This window comes from Enterobacter sp. WCHEn045836, assembly GCF_003965585.1.
Classification (GTDB): domain Bacteria; phylum Pseudomonadota; class Gammaproteobacteria; order Enterobacterales; family Enterobacteriaceae; genus Enterobacter; species Enterobacter dissolvens.
Genome location: NZ_RXPT01000024.1, coordinates 1 through 19,706, shown reverse-complemented (window position 1 = coordinate 19,706; position 19,706 = coordinate 1). Strand labels below are relative to the sequence as shown.

Below are 19,706 nucleotides of genomic sequence, written 5' to 3'. Positions count from 1 at the left end.
ACCGGCCGCTGGGGCCGGTTTTTTTATGGTGCTCAGTCTTTCTGGATAATCAGTTGCGCATAAGTTTTGGTGGGGTCAGGAGAATCAGCCTGATCAGTTTGCTGCACAATTTTCCAGCCCTCTTTTGCCAGTTGCGGAATGGTGCCTGACACGCCGCCTCCGCATGTAAAGACGGTATCATCATTCAGAGCGGGATTCGCCGCAGTTCCCGACACTGCCGGCGATTTGCAAACGTGAGCTTCCCCTGCACTGGCAACACCGACGAAAGACAGTGAAATCAGCGCAGTCAGATAAGTAAAGTATTTCATAATCATTTCTCTTGTTTGACTGAAAATGAGTAGTTTTGTTGTATCAAAAAATGGACCAACCAGCTTTAACTTACTGTAGAATCTTATCAAATTCAGCTGGCAAATTTAGGGTTCATGATGGCCACTGCCTCTCTTCGTTACTATACTTATGATGCTAATAATCAAGCCCAGGAGCGCTTGCTTGGTATAGAGAACGTTGAAAATATTGACGAAATTCTCATACCTATCAATGAGAAGAATACACCCATATTCATCACGAAGGCTTTTACTGGCATCGCCAGCAGGCGATGGCGCGTAGAGTTTGTTCTGGGTATAGAAAAGAATATATGGGGAGTATGGTTAAGTGAGAAAGATATAAGTAAAGACGTTTATTTATCCCAGACTATGAAAAAACGAAGCATCACACATGCTGGCGGTATCGTTAAAAGGGGGTGCATCGTTATAGTTGAATTTGGGCATATATATCTTACGCTCAATTTTAGCAACGGGCTCTCCGATAGCTCCCGCTATCCCTGTTATCACCAGTCTGGAGAAATGCACAAAAGGCGCCCTGCTATCGTTGTAAGCGCAGATAAAAGAGGGGTTAAAGTTGTTCCCATCACCTCCCAGGAACCTGATGGACACCTTTATAACAGAGCGATTTTTGAGCTCGAAAGCGCATCGACTACCTATATTTCTGAATTCAAAAGAGATAAACCTTGTTTTGCATTATGTGAGATGATTCAGACAGTTTCCCCCACCCGTATACTTCCTCCTGAAGCAAAAGACATGAAAAGCAGCGATCGCAAGTTTCGTCGTGATGAGTCCTATTACCGAAAGCTCAGCACCAACGACCTTCATGCCCTTGAGGAGGGGTTACTTACTGCAGTTGGGATGGCTTCTCTCCGTAAAAAGAATGATACTTTGTTGGGGGAAAGAGACAGGTTAAAAAACTCGCTGGATGAACAAGATCAGATGCTAGTTAGCACATCTCATGCGCTGGAACAGACCTGCATATTGCATGATGATTTTAAGAAAAGATATGAGGTCCTTGTGCAGCTTTACCTTGCTTCTTCCGGGCATACTTCCCTACAAAGCATAGAAGCTGAAATCTCAGAGTATTTGTAACTTGACGATATCACGGTTTAGTGATGTAATTGGTGTGGGTAGGGATAAAGAGACGGCACTCGCCCTGCGACGCTGAAAAATGCAGGCCGACGAACACAAAATTTGTAAGAACAAAAAAGCCACTCATAGAGTGGCTTTTTTGTTTTCTCTCCCTGGTCCTCCCCCTTCTGTGACCGAACTAAAAACCATTACGCTAATTCTCACATTCTAATTTTCAATTTATTGCGGCTTTTCTGAGCGGCCACGGGCACGCTGTCAGGCGATTCAGTCTGACGGAGCCCGATTCATGAAACTGACCTCTCTTGTTTTCCTGCCGGCTCTGCTGCCGGCATCCGTACTGGCCGGCACGGTCGTCTTCACCGACAGTCAACATCTGCCGACAAATCTGCCGCCGGACGTGCCGGTGGTCCTTCTTGATGGTCCTGACCGGCTGCAGGCCTACATGTTCGGGGAACTGCCTGCAGACCCGCAGCAGGCCGAAGCACAGGTCAGGCAGGTTATGGCATCGCCTGCCTGGCAACAAAAACAGCTGCAGCTGAATGATTCCTATCGCCAGGTGGTCCGGGCCTGGGAACTGGGCATTAAAAAAGTGCCGGCTGTGGTATTTGATGACCGCGATGTGGTGTACGGCACCACGGATGTGGCCGTGGCCACTTCCCTGCGTAACCGGGGAGGTGGTCAGTGAATACAAAACCTTCCCGCATCAGAACCACGGTGCGCTCGCTGGCGGTTGCCACGGTACTGGGTACGGCAACCGCGCCGGCTGCTGTTGCAGCACTTAACACGGCGCAGATTATTGCCAGCGCCGTGTCGCAAAACTGTATCAGCTGGCGTGTCAGTGGCATCTGTTACTGGCTGTTCTGCACCCCCTTTGGCTGCAAGGTGCGCACGTCGGTCAAGGTCACCCACTTCATACCCCAGACAGTCGTTTCAACCTATGTCTCGCCGGGCGGCAACCCGTGGCAGGAAATGGCGTTTGTCAGCCAGACCGCCGGCGGGCTGGAAAGTGCCGTGACCAGCGGGCTTTCCGGTGTTTCTGCCGGAGGAGCCAATCCGGCCGACATGAAAAATCCCGGCCAGCGCAAGTCCGCGGTGCGTTTCAAGTATGCCGATGCGATTGGCCACCCGGCCACCTCCCTGATTGGCGGCAGTATTCCGGGCTATTCCTGTGATACCGCAGCCACCCCGTTAATGCCTTACTTCCTGAGTACGCTGGATTCGGCGGCCTGGCGCACGGGCGTACCGGAGTCCCTGTATCCGGAGGCGCTTGTTCCCGGCCAGCGGGAAATCGGCAGTCAGGCAGCAGCCAATATGTGGGGCAACATCTATCCCCGTTCGGGGTTTATCAGCCAGACCGATGATGACAAAGCCTCTGCCGTGGTGGCGCAGCGTGTGGCAGACATTATCACCCGCGCCGGCCAGCCGCATGTGTATCAGGTGCTTAAGGGCAACCGCCATGACGGGTACTGGCCACCGGGCGAGGTCACGGAAAACACCGGCACGCAAAATCACAAATGGCAGCGGCTGGCTCCCCACATGACTCAGTCATGTGCCGTATTCCCGGACGGGAGCTATACCGCCGCGAGCGATAACAATGAAGCCTTTGCGCTCTGGCAGCCCTACAGCTGCTGCAAAAAGCGCGGGCAGAAATTTCTGGGCAGCACTGATATCTGATGAGGAAAACCGTGAAAAAAACACCTTCATTTTCAGCCGTTCGCGTAAGCCTGCTGCTGACCGGCTCACTGCTGACTGTCCTCCCGGGCGCGCACGCGGCCGATGATGACAATACCATCCTGGGCATGTCCCTGCCGCAGGTGAACAACAGCGCCATCGGTTACGGCAAGTCCGTCGATGGTGCGGTGTCGGACAAGCTCTTCTACACCCTCGGCGGCGGCTCGGTCATTTCCCAGCCGGCCACGCGCGGCAATATGCAGAAGCTGGGGCTGAATACCGGCTGGAGCAGTGACCTGATGTGCGGCAATTTTGACCTGAAAACCACCGTCGGCAACCAGCTCAACGGCGTCACATCCGGCTTTAAAAACCTGATGGGCGACGTGATTCAGGGGGCCACCGGCGCGGTGGCCAGTCTGCCGGCGATGGTCATTCAGCGGGCCAACCCCGGTCTGTATGACATGCTCACCAACGGCGTGCTTCAGGCCAATGTGTCATTCGACAAGGCGCAGCTCAACTGCCAGAACATGGCGAAAAAGATGATGGACTTCAGCGACAGCAGTAACTGGACGCAGCAGGCCATGATGGATGAATACAAGTCTGTTGTGAACAGCGGAGATACTGATGCGGTTCGTGCAGATGAGGCGGGGCGGAAAGTCACCGGCACGTCGGGCAACAACTGGATTGGTGGTCAGAAACGTGGGGGGGCGGGGCAGCCCGCCATCCGTGTCACCCATGACCTTGTTGCTGCCGGCTACAACATGATGAACGGTCTGCCCGTCACGTCTGATTCGACTGTCGGAGAAAGCAGCTGTAACGGTGGCGCATGTTCTAAATTCGGCAGCGCGGAAGAGGCGGCGGCCATGACCGTGAAGGTGCTGGGCGATCGTTCGATGCGCACCTGTGCCAACGCGAGCGAATGTACCAGCGGTGATGCGGATGACCAGCCCGGTACGACCGTTGCCGGCACCGGCTTTGCCCCACTGCTGGAGGAGGCAACCAAAGCCAACGCTGAGCAGCTGGTCAGGCTCGTCAACGGTACGGAAAAGCCCACGGCCGCGAATCTGGCGAAGCTGAAAACAGGCGGACTGCCGGTGACGGCCGGCGTGATAAAAGCCCTGCAGCGTGATCCGGATAATGCTGCCCTGACCGCCCGCCTTGCAGGCGAACTGGCCATGTCTGACACGGTGGAAACGGCGCTGCTGATGCGTCGCATGATGATTACCGGTATGTCGGAGCCGAATGCCGCTGCCCAGCCAAAGGCCATTGATACCGCCGGCCAGCGTATTGAGGCGCTGGATCGGGAAATTGCGGCGCTGAAAAACGAGATGGAGATGAAGCGTGAACTGTCACGTAATTCGGTACTGACCATTATCGACAGGGAGAACCAGCGCGTCGAAACCAACCCGCAGACCCAGTCTGATGACAATACCGACAGTCGCTTCAACCAGATGGCAGCGCCGCAGTCGGCTGAATGAGGGAATAAGGATGCGTAATAAAACGACTGTCAGGAAAGCCCTGACCCGTGCCGGCATCTTCCTCGCCTGCATGGCGCTGTTCATGGTGGTCTCACTGATGATGGCTGACACCGCTATGAAACATCCGACTGAAGCTGCTGCATTCCGGAGCTGGATGCAGTCGACGCGTTACGGCTGGCTGATGTGGCGACTGGCGCTGTATGCGCTGGTCGCCTGGGGTCTCTGGAAAATCCGGCATGCGCCGGGTTTTCGGGAGGCATACCGGCGGCCGCTGCTGCGCATCAGTGTGGTCAGTGTGCTTTTTATCGCGTTGTGTGAGTACGCGATGTTTACCGGTCCGGGAGCCTGACGATGACGACAAACAGCTATCTTGAGTATTTTCTCACGCTGCTCGGCTGGGTGATCAATAACGGCCTGTGGAATGTCCTGCTGGGCACCGGGCTTTTTGTCCTGCCGCTGGCGTTTAAGGTGGTGGGGATCTGGCTGAAGGTCCGTGAAGAAGGGGAGGATGAAGGCAACAAGGGGATGCTGTCGCTGCCCCGTATCGAGAACGCGCTTTATGCTGGCTTCCTGGTGATGATTGCCTGCTGCGTACCGCTGATTAATGTCAGCCTGAGTACGATGCAGTACGATACAACCCGGGCAAAGAGCTGTGGTGTGTGGACGCCAAAAGCGCCGGATGAAAGCGGCTATGCCGGCGTGGTCACCAGTCTCAACGACCAGACGGCCGCAGCACCGGTATGGTGGGTGCTGATTCATAAACTCTCGAAAGGGGTAACCCAGGCGGCGGTGGTGACCATTCCCTGCCGCCCTGACATGCGGCAGATCCGCTTTGAAGTGCAGCATACGCGTATCGACAACAAAGCGCTGGCGCAGGAGCTGCAGGACTTCACCAACGACTGCTATTCGGTTGCGCTGTATCTGTGGAAGCAACAGGACCAGGGACAGACAAAAGATAAAACCACGCTGCGTGATATCGAATGGATTGGCAGCAGTACATTCCTGAGCCGGTATTATCCTTCGTTGCAGTCCAAACTGCCCCGGGCCGCGTTCCCGTGGACCGACAGCCGGGACAGCGGCCGGCCCAATACCGGAAGAGGCGGTTATCCCACCTGCAGCGAGTGGTGGAGCAGTACGGACACCGGTCTGAAAGCTCGCGTGAAGGACCAGGCCGACCCCGATATGTGGCTGCGTATCTCGGCCGCCATGAAAATGTCAGGCTTTAACGACAGTGACTATCAGGAAGCTGTCATACGGCGTCTGGTCAGCCCGGAAAGCCTGACGGTCTCACAGAGTGGCCATGTGTATGCCGGCTATGGCGGCAACGCCGATTTTACCCTGGATAATGCAGCGGCACGCGTGGCGGCTATTGGCGGGACATCTCTCGGCAGTCTGGCGGCATTCCCGGCGTTCGATGCGATGCGACAGGCGCTGCCTATGGTACAGGCCATCGTGTTGATGGCAATGTATGTCATGCTGCCGCTGATCCTGGCCTTTGCGGCCTATGAATTCAAAACGGTAATCACGATTACGTTTGTCATTTTCGCCCTGAACTTCCTGACATTCTGGTGGGAGCTGGCGCGCTGGCTCGACAGCTGGCTGCTGACCGCATTATACAGTTCTGACACACATAGCCGCTTTAATATGGCGGGACTGCAGAACAGCTCAGATGACCTCATTATGAATCTGGTAATGGGGGCGATGTTTATTGTACTGCCTGCAGTATGGTTAGGAGCATTATCTTGGGCGGGAGTAAGAATAGGCGATGTAATCTCTGGGGCACTTAAAACTGGGGTTTCTAAACCTCAAGAAACCGGGGGAGCAGCTGTAGATTCAGTTAAAAAAAGTGTTCGTTTATAATGGCATATTAAGCGAGGCGTGAATGCCTCGCTTAATCTAGTTTCTCAGACGTAATGTCATCAGAACCCGTATAATAACCATATCCATCTTTACCATATCTGTAACCGGGGCCTGTGCTTGAATCATCATCGTCAGGAGCTGACGAGCTGACATTTTTTGCAATGAGGGTAATACATAAAAGAAAGATCAGGCATGCGGAGATAACAAAACCCACTGTCAAAAGCCCTGCTAGTGTGCCGGCAAAAACCAGAACCAAGGGTATATGGCCAATCCATGTAGGTATTCTATTTTTACTTGCCAATGTTACGCAAAATTTATTAAAATTCAGGAGCTTAGCTTTCATTTGCTTATAAAGGATTGCAAGTCTTGCTCCACGATTCCACGCTCGATTTTTTTGAGATTGAGGCATTACATTCCTCCATACCTGGTAAGTCTCAAGACCACTATAGCCATAGCCGGTTTTTTGTGCAATTACCAAGGGCTGTTAGTATCCCCTAGGAAACTAATTAATTCATTAAAACTCATCAGGTTGCTTCATACTATCCAGCCAGGGCTTGTAATCGCTGGATTTCAATCACTATACTGTATGTATAAACAGTATTTTTGGGTTGGGACTAAGATGGCAGACTCTTTAGAGCAACTGGTGGAGAGATATAACCCTCCCGTTAAAAATGATGCGAGTGTACCGGCTTTGCTGATGGTGGCGTACGCCAAACTTCCTGGTGGTGACCGTTCACTGGCATGCGTTCCATTGTTTGGCGATGGAGTCTCCTGCGGTTTCCCTTCTCCAGCACAGGATTATGTCGAAAAACGTCTTTCCCTTGATGACCTTTGCATCCGCTATCCGGAAAGTACCTATCTGGTGCGAGCAGAGGGGGATTCGATGCTTAATGCCGGGATTAAAGACGGTGATTTACTAATAGTGGAGTGTATTCGTGAGGCAAGGCACGGTGACATTGTCATTGCAGCCGTAGATGGGGAGTTTACCTGTAAGAGGCTTCAGCTATTGCCATCGCCAGCTCTGGTCCCGGCTAATCCAGCTTATTCTTCAATCCCCCTTACTGAGGATATAGAAACAGTGGTATTTGGTGTGGTTCGTCATCTCGTACACTCCTTCAAATTCCGGGATGCCTGAGCATGTTTGCGCTGGTCGATGTGAATTCTTTTTATGCTTCATGCGAAACCGTTTTCAGGCCAGACCTCCGTGGCAAACCTGTGGTTGTACTATCCAATAATGATCTGAGTGGTGAGAAGTGTTAGTTAGTTTCGAGCGTTAAATTCTTCAGTTTTGAAGAAATAAATGCTCCGCTATGAGCGAACAGCGGAAGTTCGCATTTGTCATAACAGCCGGGATCCATGACTAAAATTGGCATCTGATAATCAACCGGAAGCAGGTCAGAGCACGCCGCGCATACCTGAAAATGAAAGGCAAAATTGACCTAGTGTCATCAGCCGTACCTGGACTTCCGGGGAGCCGGCCCAACGTGACATCCTTTGGCCGTTAATCATTGTCAGCCCTGTCTACTGCTAAAACCGACAGGGCAATCCTGCAAAGCAATACGAGGGCAGCGATCAGGCATCCAGACTCTCCCGTAAGGACTGAATAAACAGCTCCATTGCTGGCGTAATGACCTTACCTGAGTGATGAGCACACACTGCAGAAAGGGTTTCAGGGCGTGGTGACAGAGGAAGTTCTTGCAACAGTCCGGCACGCAGCTCTTTCTCCACCGTGAATCGCGGTAAGTACGTCACGCCTGTATTAGCCATCACGCACTGCTTAATGCTTTCAATGCTGATGAGTTCAATGGTGGAGTCAATCGTTATTTTTCTTTGTCTGAGGACAGATTCAAACATCAGACGGAATACACATTGTTTTTCATTAATAATGAAACTAACGGGGATATGCTGATTTCCCCGAGTGAAATCAACCAGTGCTAATTCGGGAGAGGCAACGAGCACGAGAGGATGTTCGCCATAGTTTTCCATAATGAGAGAAGCATCATTGCCCACACGATAGAAAATCCCCAAATCAATTTCATTGGCCAGCAAGCTGTCACGGATTGTATAACAGTTCTGGGATTGCAGAGACAGCAACACATTCGGCGCTCTTTTCTTAAAACTCTTCAGCACCTGCGGGATCTTGTAGGAGAGCAGCGTCTCGCCCACGGCAAGGCGCAATTCACCTTCCGGTTCATCGTTTCGCTGGACAGCCTGCTTAATGCTATTTATAACGACCATCATTTCATGAATATGGGGCATCATATTCCTGGCGGCATCCGTTGGCACCATGCGGCGACCAATTTTTTCAAACAGCTGAACGCCGTATTCGGCCTCAAGTTGTCTGATCTGAAATGTAACCGTTGACTGCGTACAGCAAAGTTTACTGGCTGCTTTGGCAAACGATCCTTCTTCCAGAATGGTCCTGAGGGTTAACAAACGACGTAAGTCCAAGATTGTCTCCTGTGAAGTATTCATAATGTTGAATCATGAATGCGAAAACATTCAATATTTTTTCTTATTGGCATCCTCTAAATTAAAAAAAAAGAGGAGTTATTATGTCACTTTCAATTGCTGGCGCTTTTTTGGCTTATACTTTCATCACTGCACTTACCCCAGGTCCTAATAACATTCTGGCTCTGAGCTGCGTGCATACTCACGGGTTTCATAAAAGCCTACGTCCACTGGCTGGCATGGGGGCTGGATTTCTCATTATTATGCTCCTGTGCGCATTATTTACCGTGGCGATAACCCGGACACTGCCTTCCGTAACCCACTGGCTGACTTGGTTAGGCGTGATTTATATTCTCTGGCTGGCACTGAAAATAGCCCGAAGCCAGCCTGCAAATAACACCCGTTCTGACGTCCCACTGAGCTTCAGAACCAGTTTTTTACTGCAGTTTGCGAATGTAAAAATCATCCTTTATGGAGTAACGGCGCTCTCTACTTTCGTCATTCCCTATACCAGCAGTCAGGTCTGGATTATTCTGATCAGCGTTCTGCTGGCTTTGATCGGTGTTTTTGGCAACCTCTGCTGGGCGGCAGCAGGACACCTTTTTCAGGCGCTTCTTCGCCAGCACGGTCGCATGGTCAATAGGATCCTTGCAGGGGCACTGGTACTGGTCGCAGTGGATATGTTGTTGTGAAACACATACAGTTCGCTTGATCCTGTTCCCGTCATTTCAGTCGGATAAACTGACAACAGTTCTGATGTCAGTTTATCCCCCAGGGCTATAGCCCTAATGTTATGCCACGGGTTTACCCGGTATAACATGCCCCAGTAATGCCTGCACGGGGGCAGTTTTAATGTCATTGTCAAACTGGCTGACGCTGTTCAGCCTGTCGATTTGTGCCTCTGTGAGATTCGCCCCTGAAAACCCCACATTACTGACGTACTGCGCCTGGGTCCGGGGGCCAATAATAGGGATACATTCCTGTGCAGCAACCCAGGCAATAGCTACCTGGTCCGGGCTTGCCCCGTTTTCAGTGGCTATAGCCAGAACCTCGTCAAGAATGGCGCTCCGCTGTTCGTTGTTTTCCGCCTGGAATACCTTTCCGCCCATCCCTTCTGCCCTGCCTTTTTCACCGGCGCGGTATTTGCCTGTGAGCATTCCACCGCCCAGCGGGGACCAGGTTATGGGTGTTATCTGCAGCGCCTGACAGGCTTTCAGCATGTCACGTTCGGGCTGACGTGAAACCAGACTGTACTGGAACTGAGAGGCGACAATCGGCACCGCGCGAGACAGCTCGGCAAGCGTTGCTGCGCGTGCCAGCCGCCAGGCCGAAAAATTGGACAAACCGGCGTAAAGAATTTTTCCGGCTCTGGACAGATCTTCAAGCCCCCGTACCAGTTCTTCTGACGGCGTAATATCGTCAGGATGATGAACCCAGTATAAATCGATACGATCGGTTTTAAGCCGCTTCAGACTCGACTCCACCGAAGACACCATCGCCCGGCGACTGTTGCCTGTAACCAGCCCGCCAGCTGCTTTAGATGCGCCGCTCGAATATTTTGTCGCAAGAAAGAAATTCTCTCTGCGTCCCTGAAGGAGGGCCCCCAGAAACTCTTCTGATTCACCGAACTGATACACATCAGCCGTATCTATAAAGTTACCGCCATCCTCTGCAAAAGCATCTAAAATCGCCCGACTTTCGTCTAACGATGCGCCGTATCCCCACCGCATGCCAAAATTTGCCGTTCCCAGGGCTACTGAAGAGACTCGAACGCCTGTATTGCCAAGGATCTGATATTTCACATTGTCACCTCTTGCTTATGTTTATGATTTACCATGTCTTTGAAGGAGACCCGGATTAGCGGGTATATGCCCATATATCATCTTATTCTTTTACGCTGACAACCTGCAATTCAGATTTGGTGAAAAATGTTCTGCAGCGCCATGACGTTGTCCGCGCCAAGACGTTCTTCAATGATGTGCTGGCAGCGCTGCCAGGACGGAAACGCGTCTCTGATAAGCGCTTCACCTTCAGGGGTGATAGAGACCTGCTGCTGCCTTTTGTCCATACCATCACGGTCAACCTGCAACCACCCCTGACGCGCCAGAACGGTGACGTTTCGTCCTACCGTAGAACGATCCAGCCCGGCGATATCACCGAGCCGGGTAAGGCTTACGGGATTATTGTTTATCACCAGCCTCATCAACGAATACTGAGCAATATTGATGCCATAGGCATCCAGCTCGGCATCGTAAATCGCGGTCATCTTACGTGTGAAATCACGCAGATTTTTACAGTAGCAGGGAGAACTCATATCCAGTGCCCATATCAAGATCAGATAACAAAAGGGATTTAAGAGCATATACCCGCATTAGATCTGAGTCCAGAATGCGACACCGGAAAATAAACATTTGATGCAGTGACTCCCTGGCTGAACCCGAAGGTTTATTGACCTGCTGGAAAGTGTTGACGCTGATCGCAATATGTGGGTATATACACGTATATTGTTATACCCGTAGTCAGCGGACAGCGCTTTGTTCAGAGAGGAAACATGGCCATTAATTCATCAACCATAGCATCGAGTTCACCGTCACGTATTCACCCGGCTGGCCTGCTTTCAATCGGGCTGGGCAGCATCCTGAGCTCACTGGACTTATTTGTCGTCAATCTTGCCTTCCCGTCGATCAGCCGAAGTTTTCCCGAACACCCCGAGGCCACACTGTCATTGATTCTGACGATCTTCTCAGTCTGTTTTGCCTCCACTCTGGTGCTGAGCGGCCGTTTTGCTGACCGGTACGGCCGACGGACTATTTTCTCGGTAGGTCTGGCCCTGTTTGGTCTGTCGAGCCTGCTCTGCGGGCTGGCGCCCACGCTCTGGATACTCATCGCCGCGCGGGCAATACAGGGGGTTGCTGCGGCCATGCTCATCCCGACAAGCCTTGGGCTACTACTGGGTGCATATCCTCAGGAGAAGCATAAGCAGATGATCGGGTTCTGGGCAGCCACCGGCTCGGTTGCGGCCGCGGCGGGCCCTGTCCTGGGTGGCTTTCTGGTTCAGGCGGACTGGCATCTGATTTTCTTCATCAACGTGCCCATCGTGATTGGGGCTCTCATCTGTACCCGATACCTGAAAGAAAGTGCACCGCATACCGGGCCTGCCCCCGATATTGCTGGAAGCGTACTCCTGACGTCAGGAATAGCTCTCCTCACCGCCACCATAGCTCATACTTCGGAATGGGCCACCCACAAAGCCGCTATTTTCGCGGGAAGTATGGGAGCCATCGTCGTTCTGACGGTATTTGTGTACCACTGCCTGAAATCCTCCCGTCCTCTTCTCGACCTGAGTCTGTTCCATTCCCGGGCTTTCACAACGGCAACAATAGGCATGGGATGTTTTTATATGAGTTTTGCCGTTATGTTACTTGGCGGCACGATGTTTCTGACCCAGGCATGGCACCTGACCGCCGCACAGGCAGGTCTTGCTTTTGCTGCGGGACCCGGCACCGCCGTTGTCGCCTCGCTGCTTATCGGGAGGGTAAAGGCCACTCCACAGAACCTTGCTGTCGCAGGCTCCGTACTGTACTTCCTGAGTGGACTCTGGTGGTTTTTAACGCTCAGCGACCATACCGATAATGCCTGGTTACTGAACTATTTGCCCGGACTGATTATGACCGGACTCGGTGCGGGTATCGCGCAGACGGGCTTTATTGCAGGTGCGGTTTCCGGGCTTCCGGCCCATATGTATTCGACAGGAACAGGGCTGATCAACACCTCACGCCAGATTGGTGCGGCGATCGGCGTTGCGCTTTTTGTTGCTCTAAGCGGTAAAGCTGCTGCACCCGAATCCTTCCATGCAGCCTGGCTGCTGATGAGCCTGTGTGGCCTTATTGCGGCGCTGTCGGCGAATTACCTGCGCCGCAAAATTTCCCCGAAAAAGTAAATGCCTCAGCAACACGGGAGCAAGTCAATGTCCGCTCCTGGCACAAAGCTGACAGTTCGTCAGCAGAGCGTTCTGGCTACATCAGTGACGAAATCCCCCAGGTCAGCATAAGAATCATCGTCAGTCGGCGGGGATTGTTTTTATCCCGGGTTTCTTGGATAGCATTCTGCCCCAGTGGTTGTTCACTGTGGAGTATTCGGCATTGTTCAGTTGTGTGGTGGCAGGGTTGGTTTGGCTATTGTGCAAAGTTCACAATCCTGGCTGAGTTCCCTTAAGGTGATTTGCTATTCCGAACAGCTATTCAGAGCTCAAATCCTGCCGCGTTGAGTTCCTCAGTTATCCAGGTAATGAAGGCTTTAACTTTGGTTTTCTGTTCGCTGGTGTGTGGCATTACCAGATGGTGGGCATTTACAGCCATACTGAGATCGTCTTTAAACACAGGCTGTAAATATTGCTTGCGTAAGCTCTCACCTGCCAACAGGTTGCTTTCTAGAATAACACCCAATCCCATTTTTGCCGCTTCGATACTCATATACGACCGATCAAAATTGAATATGAAATTTTTATTGTAGTTATGCAGCCTGTGCCATGAGAACCAGTTGTTCCAGTTAATCAGTGTACTATCCGAATGGATGAGATCGCATGATAACAGGTCTTCAACCGTTTCGATGGGGTGCTTCTCCCTCCAGGCGTTTGAGGCGTATGGATGCATTCTTTCGTTTCGGATAGTTTTTACCACGAGTGTCGGCCATTGTGGAAGACCATGACGAATGTCTATATCAATGTTGTCGCGTGAAAACTGAATGCTTTCATAAGAGCAGGTTAAACTAATTTTCAGTTCAGGCCACGCCTTGCGAAATTTATCGAGCCTGGGCATTAGCCAGAGCAAACCAAAGCTGGGAGCCGAATGGATACGCAAATAATCCTGGTGAATGTCATTAATCACCTGACTGGTCGCCTGCCCGATGATATTCAGTGCGCCTGACACCTCCTTAAGATAACGCTGACCAATAGCTGTCAGCGTCACGCCTTTACTACTTCGGGATAATAATTTTTTACCTAAATAATGCTCAAGACCTGCAATCTGATGGCTGACGGCAGAAGCCGTAATGTTAAGATTCTCAGCAGCAATATTCAGATTTCCGGTATCAGCGACTTCTATAAATGTCCGGATGTTACGTAACGAAGGAACTGGCAACATCTTATTGGATAAGGAGGAGCTCATCATTCAATTCCTTCATTACGTATTAAGGGAAGGTCAGATAAACAGTAACGGAACGATTAATCAATTGTTTCGTCAGATTTTGTAGTAGAACACTGAGCTACAAGAACATAATGTGAGATATGTCACATTATAATTATGCTGGAAATAGTGGGAACTTGAAGGTAGTCATAAATCAAATTTTTCTCAATCGGAATTGAGGTATTTTAAATGCCATATTTAGAGCGCGTTGTTATATTCCCTCCGAAGGTCTGAAAAAGCGTGTTACGGCGACGTACACAAAAGTTAAAAAAATAAAGAGGATACCCTATGTCACGTATAGATACCGTTGTCTGTACCGACACCAGGAAGACAAAGTATCGTTTTGTCGTATTAACGATGATTTTCTTGGTGTATGCAATAAATTACGCCGACAGAACGAACATCGGCGCGGTACTGCCGTTTATTATTGATGAGTTCCATATCAACAACTTTGAAGCCGGGGCCATCGCCAGTATGTTTTTCCTCGGCTATGCGGTAAGCCAGATCCCGGCCGGTTTTTTTATTGCCAGACGTGGTACCCGGGGCTTGGTATCGCTGTCAATTTTTGGCTTTTCCGCTTTTACCTGGCTGATGGGTACCGTGAACTCCGTTTTTAGCCTGAAGATGGTGCGTCTGGGGCTGGGACTTAGCGAAGGGCCATGTCCGGTTGGTCTGGCTTCAACAATTAATAACTGGTTCCCGCCGAAAGAGAAAGCCACGGCAACGGGCGTTTACATTGCTGCCACTATGTTTGCGCCGATTATCGTCCCCCCTCTGGCGGTATGGATTGCAGTTACCTGGGGCTGGCGGTGGGTCTTTTTTTCCTTTGCGATACCGGGAATTGTAGCAGCAGTAGCCTGGTACCTGCTGGTTAAGTCGAAACCTTCAGAGAGCGGATTTGTTTCGCAAAGCGAGCTGGAAGAGATCAATGCCGGGCGCGAAACCGATAATAACTCCGTACGCGAAAATATATTAATTGCCGACCGCTTCATCTGGCTTGATAAAATCATTCGGGTAAAAAAAATAGCACCTATCGATACGGTGAAAGGATTATTCACCTCCAAAAATATTCTTGGTGACTGCCTGGCCTATTTTATGATGGTCAGCGTATTGTACGGATTATTAACGTGGATCCCGCTGTATTTAGTTAAAGAGCGTGGTTTTGATGTGATGAGCATGGGTTTTGTGGCAACTATGCCGTGCATCGGCGGATTTATTGGCGCTATTGGCGGAGGCTGGATCTCGGATAAAGTGTTAGGCCGCCGGCGTAAACCCACCATGATGTTCACCGCGATTTCAACCGTGGTCATGATGCTAATTATGCTGAATATCCCGGCCAGTACACTGGCGGTATGTACTGGATTATTTTTTGTCGGTTTATGTCTGAATATTGGCTGGCCAGCGTTTACTGCCTACGGCATGGCCGTTTCGGACAGTAAAACCTATCCGATTGCCTCTTCTGTTATTAATACCGGCGGTAACCTTGGCGGCTTCGTAGCCCCAATGGTCGCGGGTTTCTTACTTGACCAGACTGGCAACTTTAATTCTGTATTTACCTATTTTGGTATTTGCGCAGCAATTTGCCTGGTGGTTATTCTCTTCCTCGATGAGCCACAATAACTGAAATTTCCCTGTCAATTAATATGACGTCATGTCATGGAGCGAAAATATGTTATTAAAAAATAAAGTAGCCATTATTACCGGTGCGGCCTCCGCACGAGGTTTAGGTTTTGCCACCGCAAAATTATTTGCCGAGAACGGCGCGAAAGTGGTCATTATCGACCTCAATGGCGAAGCCAGCAAAGCCGCTGCGGCGGCCCTGGGCGAAGGCCATCTCGGTCTTGCGGCGAACGTCGCCGATGAAGTTCAGGTGCAGGCGGCAACAGAACAGATTCTGGCGAAATATGGCCGGGTCGATGTGCTGGTGAATAACGCGGGCATTACCCAGCCGCTGAAGCTGATGGATATCAAGCGCGAGAACTATGACGCGGTACTGGATGTCAGCCTGCGAGGCACGTTGCTCATGTCGCAGGCGGTTATCCCGGCGATGCGGGCGCAAAAATCTGGCAGCATCGTCTGTATCTCTTCGGTTTCCGCCCAGCGCGGTGGCGGTATCTTCGGTGGTCCGCACTACAGTGCCGCAAAAGCCGGAGTGCTCGGCCTGGCGCGGGCGATGGCGCGCGAGCTTGGTCCGGATAACGTCCGCGTTAACTGCATCACCCCGGGGCTGATTCAGACCGATATCACCGCCGGCAAGCTGACCGACGACATGACGACCAACATCCTCGCCGGGATCCCGATGAACCGTCTGGGTGATGCGGTGGATATCGCGCGCGCCGCCCTTTTCCTCGGCAGCGATCTCTCTTCCTACTCGACCGGTATCACCCTGGACGTGAACGGCGGCATGTTAATCCACTAAGCGAGGCAATCAGATGAAGATGACAGAAACACAACAAGTTGCCGCGGCGGCGTGGCGTATCCGTCGCTATGCCCTGCAAATGGGCGAGGTTCAGGGACAGGGCTACATCGGCCAGGCGTTAGGCTATGCCGATGTGCTGGCCACCGCGTTCAGCCACGCGATGCGCTTCCGTCCGGAAGAGCCGGAGTGGGAAGGTCGCGACCGCTTCCTGCTCTCGCACGGTCATTACGCCATCGCCTATTATGCGGCGCTGCTGGAAGCGGGGATTATCCCTGAAGAGGAGCTGGAAACCTACGGCTCTGACGACAGCCGCCTGCCGATGTCGGGAATGGCAACCTATACGGCGGGGATGGAGATGTCCGGCGGCTCGCTGGGACAGGGGCTCTCCATTGCCGTCGGGATGGCGCTCGGCCTGAAGCATAAAGGCAGCCCATCCAGGGTTTATAACTCCATGTCGGATGGGGAACTGGACGAAGGTTCAACCTGGGAAGCGGCGATGTCGGCAGCCCACTACGGTCTGACTAACCTGATAAATATCGTTGATGTGAACAAACAGCAGGCGGACGGCGATTCTCGCAAAATCCTTGGCTTTGAGCCACTGCATGAAAAATGGGCTGCCTTTGGCTGGTACGTGCAGCGCGTGGACGGCAACGATCTGGCGGCAGTGATGACCGCCTTCGACAATGCAAAAAATCATGCGGGCAACCAGCCGCGGGTCATTTTATGCGACACGCTGATGGGCAAAGGGGTGCCGTTCCTTGAAACCCGCGATAAAAACCATTTTATCCGCGTCGATGCCGACGAATGGCAAAAAGCGATTGCGGTGCTGGATGCCAACAAACCGGAAGGAGTGCTGTAATGAGCCAGAGTAAACCACGCTTAAAAACGTCGGCGATGATTGCCTCTATTGCTGATGAAGGCCAGGCGACCGTTTCTGCACCGTTTGGCGTCGCACTTTCGAAGCTGGCGGCGCAGCGACCGGATATCGTCGGGATGACCGCGGACCTGTCAAAGTATACCGATCTGCATATTTTCGCCCAGGCCTTTCCGGATCGCTTCTTCCAGATGGGAATGGCAGAGCAACTGCTGATGGGGGCCGCCGGGGGAATGGCGAAGGAGGGATTTATTCCCTTCGCCACCACATATGCCGCTTTTGCCACCCGTCGCGCCTATGATTTTATCCATCAGGTCATCGCCGAAGAGCATCTGAACGTGAAGATCTGCGCGGCGCTGCCAGGCCTGACCACCGGCTACGGGCCGAGCCATCAGGCAACGGAAGATCTGGCGATTATGCGCGGTATCCCCGGCATGGTCATCGTCGATCCCTGCGATGCGCTGGAGATAGAGCAGGCGGTACCGGCAATTGCCGACCACGACGGACCGGTGTATATGCGCCTGCTGCGCGGTAAGGTGCCACTGGTGCTCGATAAATATGATTATCAGTTTGAGCTGGGCAAGGCGAAGCTGCTGGAGGACGGTAACGATGTACTGATTATCTCTTCCGGATTGATGACCATGCGCGCCCTCGAGGCGGTTGAAAAACTGCGGGCCGATAATATTAGCGCTGCGGTGCTTCATGTCCCCACCATCAAACCGCTTGATGAAAAAACGATCGTTGCGCAGGCGTCGAAGCCCGGTCGTCTGGTGGTGACCGCGGAAAACCACACTTCGGTCGGCGGGCTGGGGGAGGCAGTTGCTGCGCTGCTGATGCGTAAAGGCGTACGCTGCGAGCTGGATACCGTCGGTCTGCCTGACGAATTCCTGCTGGCCGGCGCGCTTCCGACACTGCACGACCGCTACGGCATCTCCACCACGAAGATGGTCGAAAAAATTAAGCACCGCCTGCGTTAATCGCTTTCGCCGCCGCGTTCAGCGGCGGCACTTCCCTGTTCCGGTCGAGGTTACCATGTCGATTAATTCCCTTGAAGAATTAAACGCGCTGGTTGCGCGCGTCAAAAAAGCTCAGCGTCAGTACGCGGGTTTTACGCAACAACAGGTAGACAAAATCTTCCGCGCGGCCGCTCTGGCTGCTGCAGATGCCCGAATCCCTCTCGCTAAAATGGCCGTTGCCGAATCCGGCATGGGTATCGTTGAAGATAAAGTGATCAAAAACCACTTTGCTTCTGAGTATATCTACAACGCCTATAAAGATGAGAAAACCTGCGGCGTGCTGTCTGAAGACGATACATTCGGTACTATCACCATTGCAGAACCGATCGGCATCATTTGCGGTATCGTTCCAACCACTAACCCAACGTCTACCGCTATCTTCAAATCGCTTATCAGCCTGAAGACCCGTAACGCAATTATCTTCTCTCCACATCCACGTGCTAAAGATGCGACAAACAAAGCAGCAGATATCGTTCTGCAGGCCGCAATCGCAGCTGGCGCACCAAAAGATCTGATTGGCTGGATTGATCAGCCGTCCGTTGAACTGTCTAACGCACTGATGCATCACCCTGACATTAACCTGATCCTGGCGACCGGTGGTCCTGGTATGGTTAAAGCAGCGTACAGCTCCGGTAAACCAGCTATCGGCGTAGGCGCGGGTAACACTCCTGTTGTTATCGACGAAACGGCTGATATCAAACGTGCTGTTGCTTCTGTTCTGATGTCCAAAACCTTCGACAACGGTGTTATCTGTGCTTCTGAACAGTCTGTTGTTGTGGTTGATTCCGTTTACGATGCCGTTCGTGAACGTTTCGCCAGCCACGGTGGCTATCTGCTGCAAGGTAAAGAGCTGAAAGCTGTTCAGGACATCATCCTGAAAAATGGCGCACTGAACGCCGCTATCGTTGGTCAGCCAGCGTACAAAATTGCAGAGCTTGCAGGCTTTACCGTTCCGGCTACCACTAAGATCCTGATCGGTGAAGTAACCGTTGTTGACGAAAGCGAGCCATTTGCTCACGAAAAACTCTCCCCGACGCTGGCAATGTACCGTGCAAAAGATTTCGACGACGCGGTAGAGAAAGCAGAGGAACTGGTCGCCATGGGCGGTATTGGTCACACCTCCTGCCTGTACACCGACCAGGACAACCAGTCAGAACGTGTTGCTCACTTCGGTCAGAAGATGAAAACCGCACGTATCCTGATTAACACCCCGGCTTCTCAGGGTGGTATCGGTGACCTGTACAACTTTAAACTCGCACCTTCCCTGACTCTGGGTTGTGGTTCCTGGGGTGGTAACTCCATCTCTGAAAACGTTGGTCCAAAACACCTGATCAACAAA

The 19,706-nt window shown here is 52.0% G+C and carries 20 protein-coding genes and 1 pseudogene; 15 read left to right on the top strand and 6 right to left on the bottom strand.

Features of this window, described 5'->3' with window-relative positions; translation table 11 throughout:
• Positions 1–32 precede the first annotated feature (32 nt).
• Positions 33–308 carry a hypothetical protein gene (locus EKN38_RS22990; protein WP_029593079.1) on the bottom strand — a complete coding sequence of 92 codons (276 nt, stop codon included), beginning with the start codon at positions 306–308 and terminating at the stop codon, positions 33–35.
• 114 nt (positions 309–422) lie between these two features.
• Between EKN38_RS22990 and EKN38_RS22985 the strand changes: the two genes are divergently transcribed.
• From EKN38_RS22985 to EKN38_RS22960, 6 genes are all read left to right on the top strand, one after another.
• Complete coding sequence (locus EKN38_RS22985; RefSeq protein WP_260480576.1) at positions 423–1,415, top strand: type II toxin-antitoxin system PemK/MazF family toxin; 993 nt, start codon at positions 423–425, stop codon at positions 1,413–1,415.
• Positions 1,416–1,701: 286 nt separating this feature from the next.
• Positions 1,702–2,100: a TIGR03757 family integrating conjugative element protein gene (locus EKN38_RS22980; protein ID WP_117108912.1), complete on the top strand. Its 399-nt coding sequence runs from the start codon at positions 1,702–1,704 to the stop codon at positions 2,098–2,100.
• The gene (locus EKN38_RS22975) at positions 2,097–3,089 is read left to right on the top strand and encodes a TIGR03756 family integrating conjugative element protein (protein ID WP_126522868.1); all 993 of its coding nucleotides are present in this window, start codon (positions 2,097–2,099) and stop codon (positions 3,087–3,089) included. The genes EKN38_RS22980 and EKN38_RS22975 overlap by 4 nt, the downstream gene beginning before the upstream one ends.
• A complete protein-coding gene (locus EKN38_RS22970) occupies positions 3,089–4,564 on the top strand; it encodes an integrating conjugative element protein (protein WP_126522865.1) in 1,476 nt (491 codons plus the stop codon). The genes EKN38_RS22975 and EKN38_RS22970 overlap by 1 nt, the downstream gene beginning before the upstream one ends.
• 10 nt (positions 4,565–4,574) lie before the next feature.
• Positions 4,575–4,913 carry a hypothetical protein gene (locus EKN38_RS22965; RefSeq protein ID WP_117108909.1) on the top strand — a complete coding sequence of 113 codons (339 nt, stop codon included), beginning with the start codon at positions 4,575–4,577 and terminating at the stop codon, positions 4,911–4,913.
• A gap of 2 nt (positions 4,914–4,915) precedes the next feature.
• The gene (locus EKN38_RS22960; protein ID WP_126522863.1) at positions 4,916–6,424 is read left to right on the top strand and encodes a conjugal transfer protein TraG N-terminal domain-containing protein; all 1,509 of its coding nucleotides are present in this window, start codon (positions 4,916–4,918) and stop codon (positions 6,422–6,424) included.
• A 31-nt stretch (positions 6,425–6,455) separates the two neighbouring features.
• Here EKN38_RS22960 and EKN38_RS22955 read toward each other — a convergent pair whose 3' ends face one another.
• Entirely contained in the window at positions 6,456–6,833 is a 378-nt protein-coding gene (locus EKN38_RS22955; RefSeq protein WP_126522860.1) for a hypothetical protein, read from the bottom strand.
• A 210-nt stretch (positions 6,834–7,043) separates the two neighbouring features.
• On the opposite strand from EKN38_RS22955, the gene umuD reads away from it, so the two are divergent.
• Both umuD and EKN38_RS22945 read left to right on the top strand, forming a co-directional pair.
• Positions 7,044–7,559 carry a translesion error-prone DNA polymerase V autoproteolytic subunit gene (gene umuD, locus EKN38_RS22950; protein ID WP_114262951.1) on the top strand — a complete coding sequence of 172 codons (516 nt, stop codon included), beginning with the start codon at positions 7,044–7,046 and terminating at the stop codon, positions 7,557–7,559.
• A gap of 2 nt (positions 7,560–7,561) precedes the next feature.
• Positions 7,562–7,663: pseudogene (locus tag EKN38_RS22945) on the top strand (hypothetical protein); the annotation flags it as partial.
• A gap of 333 nt (positions 7,664–7,996) precedes the next feature.
• Here the strand turns inward: EKN38_RS22945 and EKN38_RS22940 are convergent.
• A complete protein-coding gene (locus tag EKN38_RS22940) occupies positions 7,997–8,875 on the bottom strand; it encodes a LysR family transcriptional regulator (protein ID WP_024906930.1) in 879 nt (292 codons plus the stop codon).
• A 104-nt stretch (positions 8,876–8,979) separates the two neighbouring features.
• On the opposite strand from EKN38_RS22940, the gene eamB reads away from it, so the two are divergent.
• A complete protein-coding gene (eamB, locus tag EKN38_RS22935) occupies positions 8,980–9,567 on the top strand; it encodes a cysteine/O-acetylserine transporter (RefSeq protein ID WP_126522857.1) in 588 nt (195 codons plus the stop codon).
• Between the two features lie 99 nt (positions 9,568–9,666).
• Here the strand turns inward: eamB and EKN38_RS22930 are convergent, their stop codons facing one another.
• Positions 9,667–10,677 carry an aldo/keto reductase gene (locus EKN38_RS22930; RefSeq protein WP_024906928.1) on the bottom strand — a complete coding sequence of 337 codons (1,011 nt, stop codon included), beginning with the start codon at positions 10,675–10,677 and terminating at the stop codon, positions 9,667–9,669.
• Positions 10,678–10,787: 110 nt separating this feature from the next.
• Entirely contained in the window at positions 10,788–11,189 is a 402-nt protein-coding gene (locus EKN38_RS22925; protein ID WP_024906927.1) for a MarR family winged helix-turn-helix transcriptional regulator, read from the bottom strand.
• A gap of 237 nt (positions 11,190–11,426) precedes the next feature.
• Here EKN38_RS22925 and EKN38_RS22920 point away from each other — a divergent pair, with 237 nt between their 5' ends.
• The gene (locus EKN38_RS22920; RefSeq protein ID WP_079451260.1) at positions 11,427–12,815 is read left to right on the top strand and encodes an MFS transporter; all 1,389 of its coding nucleotides are present in this window, start codon (positions 11,427–11,429) and stop codon (positions 12,813–12,815) included.
• Between the two features lie 301 nt (positions 12,816–13,116).
• Here the strand turns inward: EKN38_RS22920 and EKN38_RS22915 are convergent, their stop codons facing one another.
• A complete protein-coding gene (locus EKN38_RS22915) occupies positions 13,117–14,040 on the bottom strand; it encodes a LysR substrate-binding domain-containing protein (protein ID WP_126522897.1) in 924 nt (307 codons plus the stop codon).
• Between the two features lie 306 nt (positions 14,041–14,346).
• On the opposite strand from EKN38_RS22915, the gene EKN38_RS22910 reads away from it, so the two are divergent.
• From EKN38_RS22910 to EKN38_RS22890, 5 genes are all read left to right on the top strand, one after another.
• Positions 14,347–15,678, top strand: a complete 1,332-nt coding sequence (locus EKN38_RS22910; protein ID WP_126522854.1) for an MFS transporter — start codon at positions 14,347–14,349, stop codon at positions 15,676–15,678.
• A gap of 49 nt (positions 15,679–15,727) precedes the next feature.
• The gene (locus tag EKN38_RS22905; RefSeq protein ID WP_126522851.1) at positions 15,728–16,477 is read left to right on the top strand and encodes an SDR family NAD(P)-dependent oxidoreductase; all 750 of its coding nucleotides are present in this window, start codon (positions 15,728–15,730) and stop codon (positions 16,475–16,477) included.
• A gap of 13 nt (positions 16,478–16,490) precedes the next feature.
• Positions 16,491–17,336, top strand: coding sequence for a transketolase (locus tag EKN38_RS22900; protein WP_126522848.1), 846 nt, complete (start codon positions 16,491–16,493; stop codon positions 17,334–17,336).
• Positions 17,336–18,328: a transketolase family protein gene (locus EKN38_RS22895; RefSeq protein WP_126522845.1), complete on the top strand. Its 993-nt coding sequence runs from the start codon at positions 17,336–17,338 to the stop codon at positions 18,326–18,328. The genes EKN38_RS22900 and EKN38_RS22895 overlap by 1 nt, the downstream gene beginning before the upstream one ends.
• Positions 18,329–18,383: 55 nt before the next feature.
• The coding region (locus EKN38_RS22890) for an aldehyde dehydrogenase family protein (protein ID WP_126522843.1) at positions 18,384–19,706 on the top strand (1,323 nt) is incomplete at its 3' end.